The organism is Zymomonas mobilis subsp. mobilis ATCC 10988 (assembly GCF_000175255.2).
Taxonomy (GTDB): domain Bacteria; phylum Pseudomonadota; class Alphaproteobacteria; order Sphingomonadales; family Sphingomonadaceae; genus Zymomonas; species Zymomonas mobilis.
In genome coordinates this window covers 876,417-897,136 of the sequence record NC_017262.1, presented here as the reverse complement: position 1 = coordinate 897,136, position 20,720 = coordinate 876,417, and the positions used below count along the sequence as shown (strand labels likewise).

The window sequence follows — 20,720 nt, the reverse complement described above, 5'->3', positions numbered from 1 at the left end:
TCCCTTGTTTATGCTTTCTTGGTCAGTAACGCCCGCAAAGCCTGATCTTGGTCGCGCGGGGGTTTACGATCATAAAAGAGTTCAAAGGCGGCGGCAGCTTGTCCGATCAACATCGAAAGACCGTCTATTGTCTGCATCCCGCGCGCTTTTGCGGCCTTTAACAAAGGCGTTTCCAAAGGAACGTAAACGATGTCATAGACAAGACTGCGCGGATCGACCTTTTCAAGGCTGAGATCAAGCGGCGGCTGGCCAGACATCCCCAAAGTCGTGGCATTGACGATTACCCCTAATTCGCCATCCTGAAGCGTAAATTCGGGTTCGCGATTGTCTTCCAGACTGTGAAATTCGATGTCGCCGCGCAATGCCCCGATATCCCTTGCCAAAGCGCGGGCTTTTTCAAAATTGCGGTTGACGATCTGGCAGGTGAAACCGGCCTCGGTCAGCCCCAAAGCCACGGCGCGAGCAGCTCCACCCGCACCAACGATGAAGGCTTTCCGCAGACCTGCCCCTTGGGCTTTTATGGCTGGTTGGAGTGCTTCCATGAAGCCGGTAATGTCGCTGTTATAGCCTTGCAAGCGACCGTCTTCGGCTACCCTGACAATATTTACGGCGCCTGCTTTTTCAGCCAGCGGGTCAATCTCATCCAGTAACGGAATGACAGCTTGTTTATGCGGCACCGTGACATTGACCCCGCGCATCCCCCATGCGGGTAACGCCTTGATAGCTTGGGCGAGATGGTCGGGATGCACGGGAAAACGACTGTAATCGCCATTGATGCCGCAGGCTTCCAACCAAAAGCGGTGCAGCGCCGGAGACTGGCTATGGGCGATTGGCCAACCGATCACACCGGCAGTGGCGGGGACGGGGCGTTTATTTTCTGTATTGCTCATGCCTCTACTATTGAGGCTTTACGCAAATAGGCAAGCAAAGGAAGCAGTGGAAGCCCCATAATCGTAAAATGATCGCCTTGGATAGCTTCAAAAAGTTGAATACCGAGGCCTTCCAGGCGGTAGCCACCTACGCAATAGCCGATTTCTGGCCATTCCTGATCAAGATAATGAGAGAGAAAGCTGTCGGAAAAAGCGCGCATCGTCAAAGTGGCGCTGTCGTGATGGCGAAAAACCGTTTTGCCTTTTTCAATAATGGCGACGGCACTGGTCAGAATATGTGATTTTCCAGCCAATAACCGGAGATGATCGGCGGCATCTTGTCGGCTGACGGGCTTGCTCAACAAGGCACCTTCTTCCGTCATGACAGTTGAGTCACACCCTAAAACAAGATCATCGGGATAATGATCCGCGACGGCTTGTGCCTTGGCTTCGGCGAGAGTGAGCGCCAGCTGGCTATTATCCCGCTTTTCAGCCTGCCATTTTTCCTTGATCGCGGTCTCCTCAACTTCGGCAGTCTGGATGGCAAAAGGCACACCGGCGGCAGTCAAAAGGGCTGATCTGATTTTGGAAGAAGAAGCGAGAATAAGCGCCATAAAATTTTCCTGAAAGCAATTTTTGACAAAGGTCAGAATAGCTTTTTTTCGGGAAAAACCGATCTTTTTTTGCGTCTTTTGTTTTTTGAGGCAAAAAAGATATGATCTTATTCTTAATCCTCATTTTAGTGTTTTTATCGATGTAGAGCATTTTTATTTTATTTAGATTTAAAATTGCTTTTAATATTTATTTTAAAGCATTAAATTATAAATAAATCTAAAAATAATCTATTAAAATTGCGCTTTTTCTGTTGTAATATTTCTTTTTTTTAAAAAATTTGAATGTAATGAGGTTTTAAGGATAGCTATTTCTTCATTTCTATAGATTGGGGATAGATGAAATAAAATAAATGGATAGTCTGAGATAGTGTTATTTGTAATAATGATAACAATATTTAGGCTGTTTTTAGATGAATTATACTGCTGTTCAATTATATTAAAATATTTCTATCGGGGGGATGTATGAAAGCCGCTGGTTCTTGGATGATGAAGCTCTCGATGATTTTGTCTGCGCCGCTGGTGATAACCCCGCTTTGGGCAGAGGCAAACCCGCCTGCGGTTATGACAGCTCCTCAAGCCTTTACGCAGGCAATACATAATTTGAAAAGTCAGAATAAGGACGATCAAGCCCGCGGTTTTATGAAAATGCAGCAAGCTGTTTCTGGTGGCAATCCAAAGGCAGAATATAATTTGGGGGCTTTATATCATGAAGGCTTGGGAACAGCGCAGGATTTTTTGCAGGCGCGTTACTGGATAGAGAAATCGGCGGAACAAGGCTATCCTGCGGCCGAAGCCTTGCTAGGAAATATCTATCATTTCGGAAGAAAGGGTATCCCTGAAGATCTTGAAAAGGCTTTTTACTGGACAGAAAAAGCCGCTCGTCTGGGTGATCCTTTCGCAGAATATAATATGGCTCGTTTTTATAACCCCCAAAATGGCAATGAAAGGGTCGATCCAGACACTGCTTTTTACTGGATGGAGAAGTCAGCCAATCAGGGGTTCCATCCTGCGGAGAGCGCATTAGGGCGCTTTTATCGTGACGGTCAGGGCACAGGAAAAGACCCCCAAAAAGCCGCTTTCTGGTATAATCGAGCTGCCGAAGGAGGCAATATTCAAGGGCAGATTGATCTGGCTATGGCCTATTATCATGGTGATGCCACTGAAAAAGACAGCAAAAAGGCTTTTTATTGGTGTGAAAAAGCGGCCAATCAGGGTTCTGAAGAGGCTGAAGAGCAATTGGCTGAGATGTATCATCAGGGTGAAGGCACCCAGAAAGATGACGATAAAGCGGCCGAATATTACCAAAAGGCATGGGCAAAACATCATTTTGATAATCCAGCAACTGTGATGGGTGACCTTTATTTTGAAGGCCAGAAAATAGACCGGAATTATCCGAAAGCCTTGGCATGGTATCAGAAAGCGGCTGCCCAAAATGACAGTCGCGCCGAAAATGCTATCGGGAATATCTATTATAGTGGCTTGGCAGTGCCGCAGGATTTCAAACAGGCTCTGGTTTGGTATCGGAAGGCAACGGCTGATTTTTATCATACCCAAGCCTATGATGCTGAAATGAAATTGGGCGATATGTATTCCAAGGGGCAGGTTGTCCCGCAGGATTTTAAGCAAGCCTTTTCATGGTATGAAAGATCGGCACGCCATCATTACAAACCCGCCGAGATTAAATTATCAACCCTTTATGAAAAAGGGATCGGGGTTGAGAAAAACAAAGAACAGGCCGTTTATTGGCATCGTAAGGCCTTTGATAAAGCCTTTGCCGAGATAGACGACAGGCTGGACGATCATGCCCAAGGCATGGCGATGCTCTATCAGGCCGCTGAAGACGCCAAGAAAGATGCGGCTTCACCGAAGGCCAAAGAAGACGCGGTTTCTAATTAAAAGCAATAGTAGATTGAGGCTTTGATTGAACAAGCCGTAAAAACACATACCGAGGTTCAAAATGGGGTCTTGGACGGGCTGGAGCCGGAACAACGTCAAATCTTGGCAGGGCTTCTCAAAAAAATATTGTTGAATCTGTCCGATGAGAAAGTGGTTGCGCCTTCATAAAAAGTGCTTGGCTTGGGATTATTTGGGGGATGCTGGAGAAAGGGCAGGAGAAAGAATTTAAAGCGGGGGCTTGATACAGAAAAACCGGACAGCTTGGGCTATCCGGTTTTTGGATTTAGAATAAATCAGATTTCAATCAGACGAGGCGCAAGCCGACAACCAGAAGAATGGTCGCCAAGACCGAGCGTTGCACGGTTTCGTTGACTTTACCGATAAACAGGCTGCCCAAGATGATACCCGGTATCGAGCCGACCAATAAAGAAATCAGCATCGGAATATTGATGGCACCCATCAGCCAGTGACCTGATCCGGCGATAAGGGTTAACGGCACAGCATGGGCAATATCGGAACCAACAATTTTAGCGGTTGGTAAAGTCGGATAGAGCATAATCAGCACCGTGACACCGATCGCGCCCGCACCGACCGAGGACAGCGACACCAAGACACCGAGCAGAAAACCAAGAAAAACCGTCAGAAAAGCGGTGCTTTTTTCACCCAAAGGTTTGCTGCGGCGGCTTGCCCATGCTCTGATCTTTTCACGGAAAAGAACGCTGGGAGCGGTCAGTAATAGGGCAATGCCCAAGGTGACAGAGATAATGCGAGAAGTCGTTGACGACGGCATTCCGAGATAATGCAGGAAAACCAAGCTGAGGATAGAGGCCGGAATACTACCTGCGCATAAGCGGGTTACGACCTTCCAATCGACCGAACCTTTGAAACCGTGAATCCCCGTTCCGACAAATTTGGTGGCCGAGGCATAGAGAAGATCCGTTCCGACAGCCGTTTGGGGGTGAACACCGAAGAGCAAGATAAGGAGCGGTGTCATCAAGGAACCGCCGCCGACACCCGTCATGCCCACCAGAAAACCGATCACCAAGCCAGAAAGTGAATAGAGCGGCTGTAAAGCATGAAGGGCGGACATAGGCATTCCCGTTTTGTATCGTTATCGGACAATCGGGAAGACAGAAGCGGGAGAATTCTCGCCTAGATTTGCCTTTGCCCCCGATTGCAAAGAAACACCCCTTTGAAAAGGAGTGTTTCCGTCACAACCAAATTAGGGAAAGCCGCTGTTAAGAAAAATATAGTTTTACTATCAGTCGGTATAAATTTACTATTCGACCGTAACACTTTTGGCCAAATTTCGGGGCTGATCGACATCGGTGCCTTTGATAACGGCGACATGATAGGCCAGTAATTGCACCGGAATAGCATAGACGATCGGGGCAATGAGAGGATGCACCTTGGGCATCGTCAAAGTTGCAAGGCAGTTATCTCCGGCTTCCTGAATACCTTTCTCATCAGAAATCAGAATAACCTTGCCGCCTCTTGCTTGCATTTCCTGCATATTAGAAACGGTTTTTTCAAAAAGAGGCCCTGATGGAGCCAGAACGATAATCGGCACCTTGTCATCAATAAGCGCGATAGGCCCGTGCTTCATTTCACCCGCCGCGTAACCTTCGGCATGGATATAGCTGATCTCTTTTAATTTGAGCGCGCCTTCCATCGCCAAGGGATAATCGGGCCCCCGTCCAATATAAAGGACATCCCGCGCGGGGGCGATGGCTGTTGCAACATTTTCGATTGTGTCATTGAAAGCCAGAGCTGCATTGAGTGCCGCAGGGGCTTCTGCGAGATGGCGGACGATGTCCTGTTCTTCTTGTTGTGTGAGCTGTCCTTTGACCCTTGCGATATGAGTAGCAAATGCGGCCAAGACAGCGAGTTGGCACGTAAAGGCCTTGGTCGAGGCCACCCCGATTTCAGGGCCAGCATGGGTCGGGAGAAGTAAATCAGCTTCGCGTGCCATGCTGCTGGTTGGGACATTGACAACGACGGCAATTTTCTGTCCCCCTGCCCTAGCATGGCGAAGTGCAGCCAAGGTATCGGCGGTTTCGCCCGATTGGCTGATAAAGAGTGATAGACCGCCTTCTTCCATCACGGGTTCACGATAGCGATATTCTGATGCGGCCTCGATTTCGACTGGCACACGCGCAAAACGCTCGATCCAATAGCGGGCAACCATACCGGCATAATAGCTGGTGCCGCAGGCTACGATCGTCACTCTTTTGATTTGGGAGAGATCAAAATCGGGGTCTGGCAACGCGACCTGTCCTTCAACCGGACGAAGATAGCTTTGTAAAGTTTGAGCAACGACTACTGGCTGTTCAAAGATTTCTTTCTGCATGAAATGGCGGTAATTGCCTTTTTCAACCATCAGGCCACTGGCACCGGATAGCACCACCGGTCTTTCGACAATTCTGTCTTCGATATCGTGGACTTCGATACCTTCACGCGTAAGAACGACCCAATCGCCTTCTTCGAGATAGCTGATTTTCTGGGTCAGCGGTGCCAAAGCCAAGGCATCCGATCCAAGATAATTTTCGCCATCGCCATAGCCAACGACCAAGGGTGAACCCAGTCTGGCACCAATCAAGAGATCGGGATAATTTTTAAAAAGGATGGCGAGTGCAAAAGCACCCCGCAATTTTTTTAGAACCTTGGAAACAGCATGACGCGGGTCTTTGCCGGCCTGCATCTGTTCATCAAGAAGATGGGCGACAACCTCGGTATCAGTTTCGCTTTCAAAATGATGGCCGCGTTCCAGTAATTCGTCACGCAGTGTTTTGAAATTTTCAATGATGCCATTGTGAACCACCGCGACATCACCCGCAATATGGGGATGGGCATTGGCAACCGTTGGTGCGCCATGAGTTGCCCAACGCGTATGAGCAATGCCGATTTTACCAGGAAGTGGATCATTAGCCAGCACCCGACCGAGATTGTCGAGTTTTCCCTCGGCACGGCGGCGATCGAGTTTGCCATCATGGATCGTACACATACCGGCAGAATCATAACCGCGATATTCCAGCCGTCTTAATCCTTGGAAAAGGCGTTCTGAAAGGTCTTCGCGTCCGATAATACCGATAATACCGCACATAATTCTGTTTCCCGATTTTGTGATATCTATTTTGAAAGGCGGACTGTCTTTGAGATGGGGGCAATGTAAGAAATATTTTCGTCTTTTATAAGGCCAAAATACGCCTTTTTTCTTTTTCAAATTCTTCTTCTGTCAGGATGCCCTGATTTTTAAGGGCGGCTAGTTTTTCCAATTGGGTAACTTTATCCGAGGTATTCTGATGGAAGGGTTTGATTTTCTGGATCGGATCGGAGCGATATTGATCCCGTTCTTTATCCGTCATTTGGATAAAGCTATTAACAGCCTTTTTATAAATATGGCTGATTTCGTGCTTTTGTCCGGCGGTACTGATCGTGATTTCACCATAAATCAGACCGGTAGAGCCTTGGATAGCCGTAATATCGGCCAAGCTGATAATGACCTGTTTGCCCCCGAACAGCATCCCTTTATCAAGGAATAAAATACGGCGATTGGTCAACACGATCAGCCATGTATGATCATTCATCATGCCTGAAGTAATGGCGACAGGGATTTCTTCATCACCCAGTATTTCGGGAAGGGCGTAGAATTCTTTTCTGGTAAAGAAAGGTAGATTGTGGGTTTCCCGAGAAAGGCGTTTATATTCTGCCTTTAATGTCGCTTTATCGGCATTTTTATAGTCGATCATTTGTTTGTCCTTTGACGATCAGGCCTTGGCTTATCCTATTTTTTATAATGATATTGAGGCCAATCCTATCCATGATCGGATAAAAATTACCGTGAATAATTTAGGATGGGTAGGATTTTGGGCAAGGCCTCCGGTTTTAAATCTGGTAAATTGTGACAAAAACAGAAAGCGTGAAGATGAAATTCTTGCTGGCACCGGATTCTTTTAAGGGTAGCTTGACCGCGAAAGAGGCAGCTCTTGCTATGGAAAGGGCTATCCAGAAGATTCTGCCCGAGGCCGAAACGGTCATTCTCCCTATGGCGGATGGGGGCGAAGGCACGGTACAATCTTTGATTGATGCTACCCAAGGCCAGCGAATAAGCGAAAGGGTGATGAATCCCCTGATGCAGCCGGTGATGGCTGATTATGGTATTTTGGGCGATGGCAAGACAGCTATCATCGAAATGGCTGCGGCGAGCGGTCTTCAATTTGTGGATGAGAAGAGCAAAAACCCGCTAATCACGACTACTTATGGCACCGGCCAGTTGCTGAAATCCGCTTTGGACCGTGGCATCAGAAAAATCATTATGGGCATGGGGGGCAGTGCGACCAATGATGGCGGTGCCGGTATGGCTGAAGCCTTGGGCGTCCGCTTTCTTGATAAAAAAGGATGGCCGATTACGCGAGGCGGCGGTGGCTTATCCACCTTGGCCGAGATCGACATTTCTGGCCTTGATCCCCGCATAGCAGACACCGAAATTATTATTGCTTCCGATGTAACCAATCCTTTGGTGGGGGAAATTGGTGCCAGTGCTGTTTTCGCGCCCCAAAAAGGAGCCAATCCTGACATGGTTCGACAGCTGGATGATAATTTGCGGCATTATGCCGATTTGATAAAGGCTAGTTTGGGTAAAGAGATTGCCGAAAAAGCGGGGGCGGGGGCTGCCGGTGGATTAAGTGGTGGGTTGTTGGCTTTTACCGATGCGACAATAGAAAAAGGTATTGAACTGGTTATCCGTATCACGGGGTTGATGGAGAAAAGCAAAGATGCCGATTATGTCCTAACAGGCGAGGGCGGTATCGATTTTCAGACCCAATATGGAAAAACGCCGATGGGGGTAGCCAAAGCCGCTAAGAAAGCCAATCCTGAAACAGTGGTTATTGCTTTGGGCGGCTATATCGGAGAGCAGATAGATAGTTTGTATCAAAAAGGTATCGATGCGATTTTCGGGATTTTACCGGCTGCGATACCGTTGGATCAGGCCTTGTTATCGGCGGCGGCCAATGTCGAGCGCACCACCGAAAATATCGTTCGTTTGATAAAAGCCGATAAAGCCGTGGGATGAAAACAGGCCTTTGAACAGAAGTTTAAATATCCGACTTGCAAAGGATATTCAGGAAGCGTGGCTATGTTCTTCCTGAATATCGGCAGAGGCTTTGGCATAGAAATCGGCAACTTGGGTTGTGATGTCATTACCTTCGTCGTCGATCACAACCAAACGGATGACTTCGTCCATTTTAACTTTGTAGCCTTCTACCGCGATATTCATGGCCGTTTCAGTGATGAACCAGCCAAAGAAAATAACGGCATCCCCGAATTGGGCATTATCGGTGGCCACTGTCCGTAAAGAGCCAAAGCAAGGAAAAGTAAATTCTATTCTCATAATATTTTTTGACACCCCGAATGAAAATTCAAAAAGGGGCGTTACTTTACCGGATGGGCAGCGATAGCAACAGTCGAATAATCAATCGCTTGGTTCATTTGAGCAATCATGCCATCGAAAGGACAAAGCGTCCCGACCTTGGTCTTTTGACAATCCGGTTTTTTAAATTCGGCTGTCAGCAGAGGATGACGTTGATCGAGCGGCGTGAGTGATCGCGTTTGGTCGAGCGTCTGAGTTTGAAAATAAAGCCGGATAAAGCGTTTTTTCGTTACGCGGTCCTGCCATCTTTCAAAAACGAGGCTACTGCTGGGTGGGATATTGCCGCGAGGATATTCGCCGACTTGCCATGTGAAAGATAATAAGCGTCTGATAAAGGCGATATTGGTATCATGGGCAACATAGAGCAAATAAGCGACATCTGGAGGCCCTGCAATGGCTTGTCTGCCCGTGCTTGACGCGCTGCCTGTTCCCAATTCCAGTGCCATGCGGATTTGATTTAATAAAACTGATCCACCTTGTCTGGCAGCCGAAAGGCGATCATTTCCGACATCATAGCGGAGCGTCTGTAGCGATAACAAAGCGCCGATTGTCGCGGCGTCGGGGGCTTTTCCAAAAGCAACCTCGGAAAGGGGTTTGTTTTCGCTATATTCGAGTAACAGCACCTGCCCTATACTGGCCAAGCTTTCGAGACCGGTAACGGATATACCGCCTTTATCCTTGGTTTTTATTTGCCAAGGGGTATCGAATATCGGGCAGCTTTTTCCGGCGATACAGACGGCTGCCCGAAGCCGTGCTATCTCAGGCTGCATTCTTTGCCGTGCTGTGGCGAGATTGCTTCCCAAAATTTGTTCTATTTCAGCTTTGGCTTGATCGGGGGCGCTATTAGGCGGCACCAATTTATTAAAATGGAAAAGATAGTCTGAATCCATATCGCTATAATGGATAGGGATATTACAAGCCGGAAACATCCCATCCACATAGGCTAAGGCGGTGGCTTTTGAGCGTTCGACTGGACTGCTCCAGATATAGACATCTTTCGAAAGGCCACAGCCGGATTTTAACAGGCCGGTTTTCCGGTAATATTCCCCTTCATACCGCGCTTTGAGAAGGGATGCGGCATAGCCGTGACCGGTCAATTCCCCAAGAGGCGTTACCCATTCCGGCCAATTTCGATTTGTGCCGCTGGCAATTTCTTCGGCCTCTTTTTCTGTCGGGGGACGGACACCATGGCGGCTTAGTTCAACCACCTTTTCCAGCATATAACGAGGTTCATGTTTCGCCGCGAGCGCATTGCTCCCCAAAGAAACGCATAGGAGGCTGCCTAGTATCGCCCAATATTTCACAGCTTATCCATCCCGATGATGCCCCTTGTTTTTATGCTATGAGAAAATGTCTATTTTCGATCGCAAGGCCGGTTAAAAACTTTCGACTGAACAACGCCCCATTAAAAAATCTGTATCAGAAGAAAAGTAGTTTTCGTTAATCCGTTGGTAAAACGGCACTGGCCTCATTCAACAGTATAACCTCATCGGGTGTCAGATTTATTTCAGTGGCTTTTTTCAAGCTAGCCATTTGTTCGATGCTGGTCGCGCTGGCGATCGGGGCAGTGATGGCAGGGCGTGTTAATAACCATGCCAAGGCAATTTCTGCCGGTTTGGCATTTTGTCCTTTTGAGACCTCATCCAGCGCGGCCAAGATGCGCATTCCGCGAGGGTTTAGATATTTTTTGATGCCTGCACCGCGTTGGCTTTGGCCGAGATCGGCTTCGGAACGGTATTTCCCTGATAAAAAGCCGGAAGCCAGACTGTAATAAGGGATTACCCCGATTGTATGGTCAAGGCAGAGATCGGCAACGGCACCTTCATAGCCGAAGCGGTCATAAAGATTATATTCAGGTTGCAGCGTTTGATAAGCTGGAAGGTTTTTCTCTGCGGCAATTTTCAAGGCGCGATCAAGCTGGGGGGCGGTATAATTTGAAGCCCCGATTGCCCTGATTTTGCCTTCCTTGATGAGGTCTTGGTAAACGCTGAGCGTTTCTTCATCATCAACGGTTTCGTCAGGAAAATGCGACTGGTAAAGGTCAATGGCTTCGATTGACAGTCTTTGCAACGAGGCCTCGACGGCGAGGCGGATATAGCCCGCTTTGAGACCTTTTCGTTTTTCATCGCGGAAATCGCCGCCAACCTTGGTGAAAATAAGAACCTTGTCCCGTTTGGAAGGATGGGCTTGTAACCAATGGCCGATGATGCTTTCGGATTCCCCGCCTTTATTCCCATCGACCCAAGCCGAATACATATCAGCGGTATCAATGGCATTAAAACCGGCATCAATCCACGCATCCAACAGCGCAAAGCTACGTTTTTCATCGACTGTCCAGCCGAAAACATTGCCGCCAAAAATAATCGGGGCAATCTGGAATCCGGTCTTTCCTAACGGGCGCTGTTTCATGAGGCATCCTAAGCTGAAAAAGCAGGACTATTTTTAGTCTTTGCTTGAAAAAAGCCTGCCCTATTAAAAAGGGTAGCGATTTTCTAAGTCTATCATATTCTTTCTTTGGCGGTAAATATTTGAATGTGCCAATGTCTCTTGGAAAAAGGCAAAATATCTTGGTTTTTTTTGGATAGGATACCGCTTTTATGGGGGCGTGATTTTTGGTTTTCTTTCCAATCCGGTGCTGAAAAGGTGAGAAGCACCAGATTGAAAAGGGTACTTTTTAGAAGCTGATATTGCTGTGTAGGCCGAAGACAACTTCGTTGCCGACCTTTTTATAGGTATTCGTATTAAGCACGCCCCCCGATGGGTTGATGATATATTGCAGATCAGGTTGTAGCACCATCCAAGGCGTGATTTGTGCCTGATAAGTCAGCTCTATATGATGTTCATTGCCGCTGATCGGTTGATAGCGTCCCCCATTGAAATAACGGAGATCGCGGTCATAAGCACGCTGGCCTGAACTGGTTCGTCCCATACCCCATGCCAGTCCAACGGTGTCATTATTGCGTCCTTTAAAGGGTGCTTTGAGATTGAGACCAGCATCAATCGCAAAAGAAACCATATTGCGGTCGCCCATATTAAAAGTCGGGCGAACAAAGACCCCAAGAGAGGTTGGAGACCCCAAAGAAGGCCGCCAGATCATTTGATCGACAATACCGTAAATCATCCAGTTGCCACGATGCATTCGGGCATTGCCGTTGCTGTCTGGTGAAGCGAGCAAATTACCATTGGTATCGTAACGTTGGTCGGGAAAACGTCCAGTGTCATAAAATCCGCCCAAGCGATAGATACCCGGTAAGCCCGGATTTTCGGTAACCGTGGACATATCATCCGGTTGCGGATTGATGGCATATTGTAATTCCGCAATCAAAAGCGCGCCGCCGCCCATATTGAAATTGGCACCGTCTTTATGGACGCTTTGATTGGTGGGATCTGCGCTGTTGTAAAAGCTGTGGCCGGAAGGATTGTCATCGGCAGCCGCAAAGAGAACGGTAAGCTGGTTGGTCGGGCGATAGCGGAAGCGGATGGCGGGAGAAGCCAACGGCCATGCGGGCCCGCCACCATAGAGATTGACGGAAGGTGCCATTGGCCAACCGAAATTAGCGTTCAAATAGAGCGCGCCGTAATCGCTGATTAAAAATTCTGTATAGAGATCTTGCTGCCCGATTTTGATGTCTAATTTGTCATGGAAGAAACTTTGTTGATACCATAATTCAAATAAGCGGGTGGAGCGGTCTGCTTCAAAGCCGCTGACAGGGTTATAGACGGAAAGTTGTTCCTGACTGATCGAGCGCCCACGGGTTTGCAGTGCGCTGACATTGAAAAGGCCGCCTTTGAGGCCAATCAGTTTTTCAAGATCAACCCGAATAGTCGGAGCGGTGACCCCTTCATAAGCGGGCTTGCCGCCGGTACCACCGGAAACATTACCCCATAATTCGTCATATTCTTCGAGATCAAATGTAATGCCGTATTTATAGAGCCATGTCCGAAGCCCGCCCATATCACCGAGGAGGTTGCCGCTGGTGTCGAGCGTATCTTTGTTATCGGCGGTAGGTGAGGGGATTGCGGTTTTTGAATCTCGGGCTGCGGCGGGGTCGATTTGGCTGACCGCGGGTGTTGAATTGCCTAATTTGGCGCTGTCTCTTTGTATTTGGGTATCGGGTTGGTCGTAAGAAGAGGCTGTCGCAGCCGTGGCGCAGGGAAGAAGAAATAAGCTGCTTGCCATAAGCAAACAGGTCTTGAGACAATCAGTTTTTGCATGATTCATAGAACAAGCTGTACATATTATCTTTTTTCTCTTTTCGGAAATAGAATTTGAAAATAAATCTGTTTTCAAGAAGGCGATGTGCTTTTGAGCATTATCCCTGTCAATGAGCATCATATTTATTTTCCTTCTATTTGATCAAGAAATAATAAAAAAGATAATCTTTATTATTTAGTATCGTTTAAATAAAAAGGCTGATTGGCCTTTGATTTCTTTTTGCCTTTCAAGAAATGAGAAGCGATATTGACTGGAGCATTCAAAAGAATCCGTCATTATTGTTTTTGCTATGCTTATGATACAAAGTATCATTTCTTTCTCTATATTGAGTCGATCTTTTCATAATGACGAAATTGCTAATGATAATCCGTTTCATTATCAAACTTTTTTTTACAGTTATCGTTTTCTTCGATTTATTGAAAAGAACCCAAAAAGGCCGTTATCGCCTGATTTAAAAGCCTTTTTGGGCAATCAGAAAAAAGACAAGATTGATGCAGATGAAAAGGAATTTGAGGGCAGTTTCAAAAATTGGGGCGTGATTTTGATGCGGCTTTGGTAATTTAGAAATCATTATTTGTTTTAAAATTTCAATAAATTAGGCTTTATCTATCCCATAAAAAGTCTTTTTTTGTTGATATATTTTTATGATTTGAAAAAACAAAAATCTTCATTTTTGAAATATTGTAAGCGCCTTATTCTGTCGCGAAAATCGGATATTATGTGTTTTTTGATCTGGAGATTATCTTGTTCAGGTAACAAAAACACAGTTCTCGATAATTTGTATTTTGCCTATGGTCGGTAGTTATCATGGGTTATCTTTTTGAGACAGCTTGTTATTCTGTCATGCCAGAAAGATGACGGTATCTTTTATTCCGGTTTCTGAAAAAATAGGGGTGTAACCGTGATACTGACGACAAGAAGCTTGTTTTTTCAGAAAAATATCTGGTTGCCATTATTGGTGGCTTTAACGCCGGTGACATCTTTCCCGCTTTATGCAGCGGTGAAAACGACAGATGTCAAAAAGGCAAATGACAATTTTGAATCTGGTCTTCGCTATTATCACGGACATAATGTTGCCCAGAGCTACAGCCAAGCCAGAGAGTATTTTCAGAAGGCTGCGGATCTCGGTCATGCCGAAGCCCAATTTTATTTGGGGGCATTGTATGAACGGGGAAAGGGCGTAGCTAGAAATTATAAAACCGCTTTTTCATGGTATCAGAAAGCCGCCGATCAGGGTTTTGTGAAGGCTGAAAATAATGTGGGCAGCATGTATCAATATGGTGTCGGTGTCCCCCAGAATTTTCAGGCCGCTTTGACTTGGTTACAGCGTGCGGCAGGGCAAGGCGACAAAGTTGCCCAAACCAATTTGGGCGATATGTATTATCAAGGCCTTGGCACAGCCCAAGAGTATAAAACAGCCGCTATCTGGTATCAAAAAGCGGCTGCCCAAGGCTATGCTTTGGCTGAATATAATTTGGGCGTGATGTATAGTCAGGGGCAGGGCGTAACCCAAGATATGGCGACTGCTGCGACTTGGTATCAGAAGGCCGCCGATCAGAAATTTCCGGCTGCCGAATATAATATCGCCTATCTTTATGAAAAAGGCCAAGGTGTTGTTCAGGATCAGAAGATCGCTTTGGCTTGGTATCAGAAGGCCGCCGATCAAGGCTTTGTGAAAGCGCAGTTGAATTTGGCAAGCCTCCTTTACCATCAGGCCAAAGGCAAATCCCAGAATTATAAAGAGGCCGTCCTCTGGTATCAGAAAGCGGCAGCGCAGGGTGATGTCGTTGCCTTGTTTATGTTGGGTAAAATGGCGCATTTGGGCGAGGGGGCTGCTCGAAATGATGTGGATGCCTATATGTGGTTCAGTCTGGCAGCCGGTCTGGGTCTAAAAAATGCCGAAAATAATTGTCAGGTTTTAAGTAAAATGATGACCCCTGCCCAGATTGCCGAGGCCAAAAAAGAGGCACAATCTTGGTTGGATAAGCATCCTAGCTTTCCAGTGAAAAAACTGAATTCGGCGGGATAGGATAAATAGCCTTTTGTTCGGGCAAGAGGCGGCTCTTATCTTTTTGATTAGCAGAGTTTTTTTTGCTCGAAACAAGGTTTCTGTTTTTTATAAAAAGAACAGCCTAATCACCCTTTTTATTATAAATTTTCTTTTATTTGTGTAAATATGTTATTTATGTCATATTTAGGGTGTTTCTGAGAAATGGAAATCCAAAGGGGGACTCTCCTTTGGTAAAGAGAATTTCTGCAAAGGGCATCACGACAACCCAGTTAAGGCCGGAAGATGGACGCTTCACAAGATTTCGATGTTATGCAGCTTTTTAATGCCGAAAATGACCTTCTGGGCGTGGTTTCGGAGGTATCATTGCCAGAGCCAGTTTATAAAAAAATACCGTCTGATGATCCCTCTATTGCCGATGAAGTGACTTTGGCGAGTTTAGGGATTTTAGCTTTTTCGGCGGAGGATGCCCTTGTTGAAGCGGTGCGGCAGAAAGGCTTTACCAAACTTTCGTTACGCAGTCCTTCGGTCGAGATTATCGGAAGAGGCGTTCTGAAAAAGGAAAATGGCAAAGCTGTTTTGAAACTTTCCTATTATAAAGAAAGCCGCGAAGGGAAACGAGTTACCGAAATCGATCCTTTCCATATGGTTGAAGTTATCAATGGGCTTGATCTTGGTCAACGCGCCCGTGAAGCCTTGGGATTGTCGCCGGAAGATTTATAATTCTGTCGATGGGGTGCATGCTCTTGCTCTTTCCTGTTGTCAAAAAACTTTGAGAGCTTTTTGAGGAAAGTGATTTCTGTCTTAAATATTGTTGCCTTGCGGGGTAGAATGTCCGCCTGTTTGAGATGGTCAATAAGGCGGGTCGGCTCATGAATTTGAAGCTCTATATCTATGAACATTGTCCTTTCTGTGTGAAAGCACGGATGATTTTTGGATTGAAAGATTTAGCTTTCGATCAGGTTATCTTGCAGCATAATGACGAAGCGCAGCCGATCCGCATGACCGGTTATAAGCTGGTGCCGATTTTGGAAGAAAATGGCCATTTTATGGGCGAGAGTATGGATATCGTCCAATATATCGACCAAGAAAAAGGCCGTCCTCTTTTAACGGGAGCGCGGAATCCGGCCGTTTTACGCGCTATGCACAGCTTTTCGGGTATTTATTCTTTGCTTTATCCGAGGGCGGTGATGGCTCCTTTGCCAGAATTCGCTACCCAAGCGGCAAGACGCTATTTTATTCGCCGCAAAGAAGGCGAGGTCGGTAGTTTCGATCAATGTATCAAAGAAACGCCACGCCTGATTCAACGTTATGAAGATAGTTTGGAGCAGTTGGAACCGCTTATTCAGTCACCGGAAGCGGTCAATGGTCAGTTATCGACCGATGATATTCATTTATTTGCCCAACTACGCAGTCTGTCTTTGGTGAAGGGGGTTCGCTATCCCGATAAAGTTGATCGCTATCGTCACCGGATGGCAGATATGACGGGTATCTTTTTATTTGATGCAATAGCCCGTTAGGCAGGCTGTTTATCCCACGATAGGCATGTTTTTGATGGGGTGACAGACGGTCTAGCCGACTTTTAGACGTCGGTTTATCTCTGCGGCAAAAGCATGACGTCGTTTATAAGCGAAATAGTAAGAGACACCGTTTGATAAAGCCCGCCTTGGCTATGGCTTCTGATTTCCTGTCAGGCATCGCCTCTGACAGGAAAAACAGAAAAGACCAAAGAGTCGGAGATTCTTGCCGGATTGTCGGTTAGTCTTTGGACAGCCGCCAGATGCGGTTGCTGGCTTCATCTGCAATCAACAAGGCACCGGAAGCATCGCCGGTCATACCGGCCGGTAAACCATAGACCTTGTTGCCTTGCCGGAAGTCCTTGACCACCGTGATCGGCTTTCCGGTAGCTTCGCCTTTGTCATTAAAAGGCACAAAAACGACCTGATAGCCTGACCATGGATAGCGATAGAGCGAGCCATGTTCGGAAATAAAGGCACCGTTTTTGAAGTTATCCCCAAGATTGACCCGACCAGAAGCCGGATCATGGGCAAAAACCAAGGCCAAGGGAGCAACATGCGCCCCGAGCGAATAATCCGGCCATGTCACCGTGCTTTGTGTCAGCTTGTCGATCTTTTTGAAATGACGGTCGGGATAGCCGCCCCAATAAAATTGAGGCCAGCCGTAATAATCACCTTCATTCAGTTGGGTCAGATAATCCGGCACCATATCCGAGCCGACATTATCTCTTTCATCGACAACTGACCATAATGCCTTCGTTTCTGGATGGAAGGCCATACCGACCGGATTCCGAAGGCCTGTGGTGTACAGTCGGTGACTGTTATTTTGCAGGTCGATTTCCCAGACCGCAGCGCGTTCCTTTTCCAGTGCCATGCCTTTATCCGCGATATTGGTCGCAGAACCAACCGCCACATAAAGGAAACGCCCGTCTGGACTGAGAAGGATATTGCGTGTCCAGTTCAGATTGATGTCGCCTGCCGGAAGCGTTGTGATTTGCTGCGCTGGCGCGGTGATATGATCTTCACCGCCTTTATAGGGATAGGCGAGAATGGCATCGCTGGTGGCGACATAAAGCCTGTCCCCTTTTAAGGCGATACCAAAAGGGGAGTGAAGATTGTCGATGAAAATGCTTTTCTGGTCAGCTTTCCCGTCGTGATTGCTATCGCGCAGCAAAACAATCCTGTCCGGTGAAGAATCCTTTTCACGGCGAGTAAGATGCCAGAAAAGGCGCTTGAGAAATCCCGGTTTATGACGAGACGAAATCGGGGCGTTGGATTCTGAAACGAGAATATCACCATTCGGTAACAGATAAATCCATTGGGGATGAAACAGTTTATCGGCAAAAAGCGATATTTTTAAACCTGAAACTGTTTCTGGCTTTTTATGATCGTCCGACCAGCCGACAAAGCGCCCCGGATTGAAAACCGGCCAAAGCCTATGCCATCTGGGTTCGGTTAGAACCGGTTTTGTGCCTGTGACCTGATCAAAAGGCACATGCGCCCGATCCCTGAGAACAACCGGCGCACTAATACAGGCTAAAAGCAGCATCCCGCTAAGGAGGCGTCGTCGGTTGCTCATCCGGTTCCAGATATTTTTAAGCATAAAGGGCTTTAATCCTCATCCGGATTCTTTTTAGGAGGGTAAAGTCTGACGCGTTCGACATGGCGACTGTCTCCGGCCAGAATTTCAATGCGCCAACCGCTGGGATGTTCCAAGATTTCGCCCCGTTGTGGAACATGTCCGGCCAAAACAGTCGCAAGCCCGCCGATGGTATCGACATCTTCTTCAACTTCGCTGAGATGGGGATCAATCCATTCCGCGATGTCTTCTAATTCTGTCCGGCCTTCGGCTTCCCAAATACCGTCAGGACGCGAGGTCAGAAGCGCGGTTGGGGCTTCGTCATGTTCGTCTTCGATGTCGCCGATGATTTCTTCGACCAGATCTTCGATGGTAATCAGACCTTCGGTGCCGGAATATTCATCCAAGACAATCGCCATATGGGTACGGGTTGCCCGCATTTCAGCCAACAGATCAAGCACACCCATAGTTTCTGGGACATAGCGAGGTTGGCGGAGTAGCGATTTTAAATCGAAATTATCCCTTTGGCCTTCGGCCATCAGGCTGAAGATATCTTTGACATGCAACATGCCAATAATATCATCCAAGGTTTCTTTATAAACCGGAAGGCGACTGAGGCCACTATTGGCAAAAGCAGCGATCAGGTCTTGCCCGTTAATATCGTCGGGAACCGCGACAATATCGGCGCGAGGTGTGCCGACATCTCCGGCTGACCGGCGACCAAAATGTAACAGGCGACGGAGCATCCGTCTTTCTATCGGGGATAGGTCATCGCGATCAGGCGCGTCATGCTCGTGTTCTTCGATCGCTTTTTCAATGACTTCGCGTAGAGTGGGTTCTTTTTCTTCGTGGAAAAGGAAATTACGAAGGCCGCGCCACAAGCCGCCTCCGTTGTCGGTACTGGAATCTTCAGACATCTCCCGCGCGTTATCTCCGCTTGATTGGTGGGTAATAGAGTGAATGGACTTGTTCTATCCGTCAAGACCTTCCTTGCCCGTTTCATGATCTGAATAGGGGTCAGGAATGTCGAGTTGAGCCAAGGCTTTTCTTTCCAAATCTTCCATTATTTCGGCTTCATTGTCCAAGATATGGTCATAGCCTAATAAGTGAAGGGTGCCATGGGTAATTAAATGAGTAACGTGATTTTCAAGTGAAATGCCCTTTTCCAAGGCTTCTTTTTTCGCGACATCAAAGGCAAGAATGATATCGCCAAGCAGGCATTCGGAACCCACCCTGTTTTTGATTTCTGCGAGTTCTTCGGCTTCCATCATCGGAAAAGAAAGCACATTGGTCGGGCGGTCTTTATCGCGCCATGTTTTATTCAGCGCGTGAACCGTGTCATTATCAGAAAAGCATACCGAAATTTCGGTTTCATAGTCTTTGGCAAGAAGAAAATCGGAGGCACTTACAGAAACGGCCTGTTGGCAGGCGGTTTGTGCCAGAGCCTCCCAGTTACTTTGCTCTGGCCATAAATCGGATATATCGGCTTCAACCGTTATCATCAGGGGTCTCTTCTGGTGGGTTTTCAAGGGCGCTTATGTCAACCGTCGCCGGATTTTGTTCGAGCATGGCTAAACGAGCGCGGCCTATCGGCGTATTTTCATAGGCATCAACAATGCGTCCAACCAAAGGATGACGGACAACATCTTGTACGGTGAAGCGGGTAATACCGATACCATCGACATTTTCAAGGCGGCGCACCGCATCGGCAAGGCCAGATTTTCCGGGATTGGGTAAATCGACCTGTAATGGGTCCCCGCAAACGACCATTCGGCTGTTCATTCCGAAGCGGGTCAAAAGCATTTTCATTTGTGCTGGTGTGGTATTTTGCGCTTCATCAAGGATAACAAAGGCATCGGAAAGCGTCCGTCCCCGCATGAAGGCCAAGGGCGCAATTTCGATTTCGCCATTTTCAAGGCGACGTTCGACCTGTTCCGCCGGTAGCATATCGTAAAGGGCATCATAAAGCGGCCGGAGATAAGGATCGACCTTTTCCTTCATATCACCGGGCAGGAATCCGAGCCTTTCTCCGGCTTCGACCGCGGGACGGGAGAGAATGAGGCGATCAACCGAGCCTTGGATCATCTGTTGCACGGCCTGTGCCACCGCAAGATAGGTCTTGCCGGTACCAGCGGGCCCAAGCGCAAAGATAATATCTTTTGACTTGAGTTGCTCCATATAGCGAATCTGGGTCGCCGAGCGCGGAATAATCGTCTTTTTCCGCGTCCGAATGGACAATTCCGGTGCATGGCCTTGATCGGTTCGCATAATGCCCTCCATCGAATTATCGGAGGACATCGCGATAAAGGCTTCTACGGCACCTGTATCCAGTTCCTGCCCTTGGATAATCCGGTTATAAATGCTGGTCAGCACTTCGCGGGCGCGTGCCGCATGGGTGGCTTCACCCTCGATTTGCAAACGATTCCCTCTGGCGGCGATGTAAACGCCGAGACGGTTTTCAATAGTTACTAGATTTTGGTCATATTCACCAAAGAGACGGCCTAATAGTTGAGGCTTATCAAAAATAAGCTCAAGTCGGGCAAGATCACCGGCCTGAGCCTGCACCATTTTGCGCGCCATTCTTTTTCCC

At 47.4% G+C, this 20,720-nt stretch carries 19 protein-coding genes; 6 read left to right on the top strand and 13 right to left on the bottom strand.

The window, feature by feature from the left end; genetic code table 11:
* Window positions 1-8: 8 nt before the first annotated feature.
* On the bottom strand, window positions 9-890 hold the full coding sequence (gene aroE / locus ZMOB_RS03960) for a shikimate dehydrogenase (RefSeq protein WP_011240026.1): 882 nt from the start codon (window positions 888-890) through the stop codon (window positions 9-11).
* Entirely contained in the window at window positions 887-1,483 is a 597-nt protein-coding gene (locus ZMOB_RS03955; RefSeq protein WP_014500699.1) for a Maf family protein, read from the bottom strand. The genes aroE and ZMOB_RS03955 overlap by 4 nt, the downstream gene beginning before the upstream one ends.
* 462 nt (window positions 1,484-1,945) lie before the next feature.
* On the opposite strand from ZMOB_RS03955, the gene ZMOB_RS03950 reads away from it, so the two are divergent.
* Window positions 1,946-3,379 (top strand): tetratricopeptide repeat protein, encoded by a 1,434-nt coding sequence (locus ZMOB_RS03950; protein WP_014500698.1) that lies wholly within the window; start codon window positions 1,946-1,948, stop codon window positions 3,377-3,379.
* A 21-nt stretch (window positions 3,380-3,400) separates the two neighbouring features.
* A complete protein-coding gene (locus tag ZMOB_RS09825) occupies window positions 3,401-3,547 on the top strand; it encodes a hypothetical protein (RefSeq protein ID WP_252507319.1) in 147 nt (48 codons plus the stop codon).
* A gap of 136 nt (window positions 3,548-3,683) precedes the next feature.
* On the opposite strand, the gene ZMOB_RS03945 is transcribed toward ZMOB_RS09825, so the two are convergent.
* From ZMOB_RS03945 to ZMOB_RS03935, 3 genes are all read right to left on the bottom strand, one after another.
* A complete protein-coding gene (locus tag ZMOB_RS03945) occupies window positions 3,684-4,469 on the bottom strand; it encodes a sulfite exporter TauE/SafE family protein (protein WP_011240034.1) in 786 nt (261 codons plus the stop codon).
* 189 nt (window positions 4,470-4,658) lie between these two features.
* Window positions 4,659-6,482 carry a glutamine--fructose-6-phosphate transaminase (isomerizing) gene (gene glmS, locus ZMOB_RS03940; RefSeq protein ID WP_014500697.1) on the bottom strand — a complete coding sequence of 608 codons (1,824 nt, stop codon included), beginning with the start codon at window positions 6,480-6,482 and terminating at the stop codon, window positions 4,659-4,661.
* 85 nt (window positions 6,483-6,567) lie between these two features.
* Window positions 6,568-7,128 carry a PH domain-containing protein gene (locus ZMOB_RS03935; protein ID WP_014500696.1) on the bottom strand — a complete coding sequence of 187 codons (561 nt, stop codon included), beginning with the start codon at window positions 7,126-7,128 and terminating at the stop codon, window positions 6,568-6,570.
* 176 nt (window positions 7,129-7,304) lie between these two features.
* Between ZMOB_RS03935 and ZMOB_RS03925 the strand changes: the two genes are divergently transcribed.
* Window positions 7,305-8,453 (top strand): glycerate kinase family protein, encoded by a 1,149-nt coding sequence (locus tag ZMOB_RS03925; protein ID WP_014500695.1) that lies wholly within the window; start codon window positions 7,305-7,307, stop codon window positions 8,451-8,453.
* Between the two features lie 48 nt (window positions 8,454-8,501).
* Here the strand turns inward: ZMOB_RS03925 and ZMOB_RS03920 are convergent, their stop codons facing one another.
* The 4 genes from ZMOB_RS03920 to ZMOB_RS03905 all read right to left on the bottom strand — a co-directional run bounded on the left by ZMOB_RS03920 (window position 8,502) and on the right by ZMOB_RS03905 (window position 12,990).
* A complete protein-coding gene (locus ZMOB_RS03920; RefSeq protein WP_011240038.1) occupies window positions 8,502-8,771 on the bottom strand; it encodes a hypothetical protein in 270 nt (89 codons plus the stop codon).
* A 41-nt stretch (window positions 8,772-8,812) separates the two neighbouring features.
* Window positions 8,813-10,114, bottom strand: a complete 1,302-nt coding sequence (locus ZMOB_RS03915) for a histidine-type phosphatase (protein ID WP_014500694.1) — start codon at window positions 10,112-10,114, stop codon at window positions 8,813-8,815.
* Between the two features lie 136 nt (window positions 10,115-10,250).
* The gene (locus ZMOB_RS03910) at window positions 10,251-11,219 is read right to left on the bottom strand and encodes an aldo/keto reductase (protein WP_014500693.1); all 969 of its coding nucleotides are present in this window, start codon (window positions 11,217-11,219) and stop codon (window positions 10,251-10,253) included.
* A gap of 265 nt (window positions 11,220-11,484) precedes the next feature.
* Window positions 11,485-12,990 (bottom strand): carbohydrate porin, encoded by a 1,506-nt coding sequence (locus ZMOB_RS03905; protein WP_252507318.1) that lies wholly within the window; start codon window positions 12,988-12,990, stop codon window positions 11,485-11,487.
* Window positions 12,991-13,927: 937 nt separating this feature from the next.
* On the opposite strand from ZMOB_RS03905, the gene ZMOB_RS03895 reads away from it, so the two are divergent.
* From ZMOB_RS03895 to grxB, 3 genes are all read left to right on the top strand, one after another.
* A complete protein-coding gene (locus ZMOB_RS03895; protein ID WP_014500690.1) occupies window positions 13,928-15,055 on the top strand; it encodes an SEL1-like repeat protein in 1,128 nt (375 codons plus the stop codon).
* Between the two features lie 264 nt (window positions 15,056-15,319).
* Complete coding sequence (locus tag ZMOB_RS03890) at window positions 15,320-15,757, top strand: phage major tail tube protein (RefSeq protein WP_012817510.1); 438 nt, start codon at window positions 15,320-15,322, stop codon at window positions 15,755-15,757.
* Window positions 15,758-15,906: 149 nt separating this feature from the next.
* Window positions 15,907-16,554, top strand: a complete 648-nt coding sequence (gene grxB / locus ZMOB_RS03885) for a glutaredoxin 2 (protein WP_014500689.1) — start codon at window positions 15,907-15,909, stop codon at window positions 16,552-16,554.
* A 238-nt stretch (window positions 16,555-16,792) separates the two neighbouring features.
* On the opposite strand, the gene ZMOB_RS03880 is transcribed toward grxB, so the two are convergent.
* From ZMOB_RS03880 to ZMOB_RS03865, 4 genes are read right to left on the bottom strand one after another with little or no spacing between them, the layout of a single operon-like run.
* The gene (locus ZMOB_RS03880; RefSeq protein WP_014500688.1) at window positions 16,793-18,154 is read right to left on the bottom strand and encodes a PQQ-dependent sugar dehydrogenase; all 1,362 of its coding nucleotides are present in this window, start codon (window positions 18,152-18,154) and stop codon (window positions 16,793-16,795) included.
* An 8-nt stretch (window positions 18,155-18,162) separates the two neighbouring features.
* Window positions 18,163-19,047, bottom strand: coding sequence for a hemolysin family protein (locus ZMOB_RS03875; RefSeq protein ID WP_011240047.1), 885 nt, complete (start codon window positions 19,045-19,047; stop codon window positions 18,163-18,165).
* Between the two features lie 54 nt (window positions 19,048-19,101).
* Window positions 19,102-19,632, bottom strand: a complete 531-nt coding sequence (ybeY, locus tag ZMOB_RS03870) for an rRNA maturation RNase YbeY (protein WP_011240048.1) — start codon at window positions 19,630-19,632, stop codon at window positions 19,102-19,104.
* The gene (locus tag ZMOB_RS03865) at window positions 19,619-20,710 is read right to left on the bottom strand and encodes a PhoH family protein (RefSeq protein ID WP_011240049.1); all 1,092 of its coding nucleotides are present in this window, start codon (window positions 20,708-20,710) and stop codon (window positions 19,619-19,621) included. Before ZMOB_RS03865 ends, ybeY begins: the two co-directional genes overlap by 14 nt.
* Window positions 20,711-20,720: the final 10 nt, after the last annotated feature.

What these genes read in the sequence shown, in the direction of transcription:
- ybeY (WP_011240048.1), bottom strand. Translation starts at nt 19,632, where the DNA reads ATGATAACGGTTGAAGCCGATATATCCGATTTATGGCCAGAGCAAAGT.
- ZMOB_RS03865 (WP_011240049.1), bottom strand. Translation starts at nt 20,710, where the DNA reads ATGGCGCGCAAAATGGTGCAGGCTCAGGCCGGTGATCTTGCCCGACTT.
- ZMOB_RS03905 (WP_252507318.1), bottom strand. Translation starts at nt 12,990, where the DNA reads ATGGCAAGCAGCTTATTTCTTCTTCCCTGCGCCACGGCTGCGACAGCC.
- ZMOB_RS03910 (WP_014500693.1), bottom strand. Translation starts at nt 11,219, where the DNA reads ATGAAACAGCGCCCGTTAGGAAAGACCGGATTCCAGATTGCCCCGATT.
- ZMOB_RS03920 (WP_011240038.1), bottom strand. Translation starts at nt 8,771, where the DNA reads ATGAGAATAGAATTTACTTTTCCTTGCTTTGGCTCTTTACGGACAGTG.
- ZMOB_RS03925 (WP_014500695.1), top strand. Translation starts at nt 7,305, where the DNA reads ATGAAATTCTTGCTGGCACCGGATTCTTTTAAGGGTAGCTTGACCGCG.
- ZMOB_RS03945 (WP_011240034.1), bottom strand. Translation starts at nt 4,469, where the DNA reads ATGTCCGCCCTTCATGCTTTACAGCCGCTCTATTCACTTTCTGGCTTG.
- glmS (WP_014500697.1), bottom strand. Translation starts at nt 6,482, where the DNA reads ATGTGCGGTATTATCGGTATTATCGGACGCGAAGACCTTTCAGAACGC.
- ZMOB_RS03935 (WP_014500696.1), bottom strand. Translation starts at nt 7,128, where the DNA reads ATGATCGACTATAAAAATGCCGATAAAGCGACATTAAAGGCAGAATAT.
- aroE (WP_011240026.1), bottom strand. Translation starts at nt 890, where the DNA reads ATGAGCAATACAGAAAATAAACGCCCCGTCCCCGCCACTGCCGGTGTG.
- ZMOB_RS03875 (WP_011240047.1), bottom strand. Translation starts at nt 19,047, where the DNA reads ATGTCTGAAGATTCCAGTACCGACAACGGAGGCGGCTTGTGGCGCGGC.
- ZMOB_RS03880 (WP_014500688.1), bottom strand. Translation starts at nt 18,154, where the DNA reads ATGCTTAAAAATATCTGGAACCGGATGAGCAACCGACGACGCCTCCTT.
- ZMOB_RS03955 (WP_014500699.1), bottom strand. Translation starts at nt 1,483, where the DNA reads ATGGCGCTTATTCTCGCTTCTTCTTCCAAAATCAGATCAGCCCTTTTG.
- ZMOB_RS03950 (WP_014500698.1), top strand. Translation starts at nt 1,946, where the DNA reads ATGAAAGCCGCTGGTTCTTGGATGATGAAGCTCTCGATGATTTTGTCT.
- grxB (WP_014500689.1), top strand. Translation starts at nt 15,907, where the DNA reads ATGAATTTGAAGCTCTATATCTATGAACATTGTCCTTTCTGTGTGAAA.
- ZMOB_RS03890 (WP_012817510.1), top strand. Translation starts at nt 15,320, where the DNA reads ATGGACGCTTCACAAGATTTCGATGTTATGCAGCTTTTTAATGCCGAA.